This is a genomic window from Bacillus sp. SIMBA_031 (genome assembly GCF_046535225.1).
GTDB lineage: Bacteria > Bacillota > Bacilli > Bacillales > Bacillaceae > Bacillus > Bacillus velezensis.
Genome location: NZ_JAWRXC010000714.1, coordinates 1 through 233, shown reverse-complemented (window position 1 = coordinate 233; position 233 = coordinate 1). Strand labels below are relative to the sequence as shown.

The window sequence follows — 233 nt, the reverse complement described above, 5'->3', positions numbered from 1 at the left end:
ACGAATTAAACTGCCACCGATAAAACTAATATTAGCGGCACCATATAGATATTGTAATTCACCTAATGTGTCGGCTAACACAACTTGTTCATTATTATATTTTTTTTGACTGCGGCGACTAAAGCTAAGATTCGAGTGAGTCAGTAGCTCTGCAACTTTATCAAATTGTTCGGGATGACGTGGCGCAATGATCAGTAAAGCGTCAGGGTGTGTTTCTAGTAGTTGTTGGTGGG

At 39.9% G+C, this 233-nt stretch carries 1 protein-coding gene; it reads right to left on the bottom strand.

The features are described 5' to 3' along the window. Positions 1 to 233, bottom strand: a 233-nt coding sequence (locus SB724_RS21945; RefSeq protein ID WP_410573204.1) for a hypothetical protein, incomplete at both ends; no start/stop codon positions are given.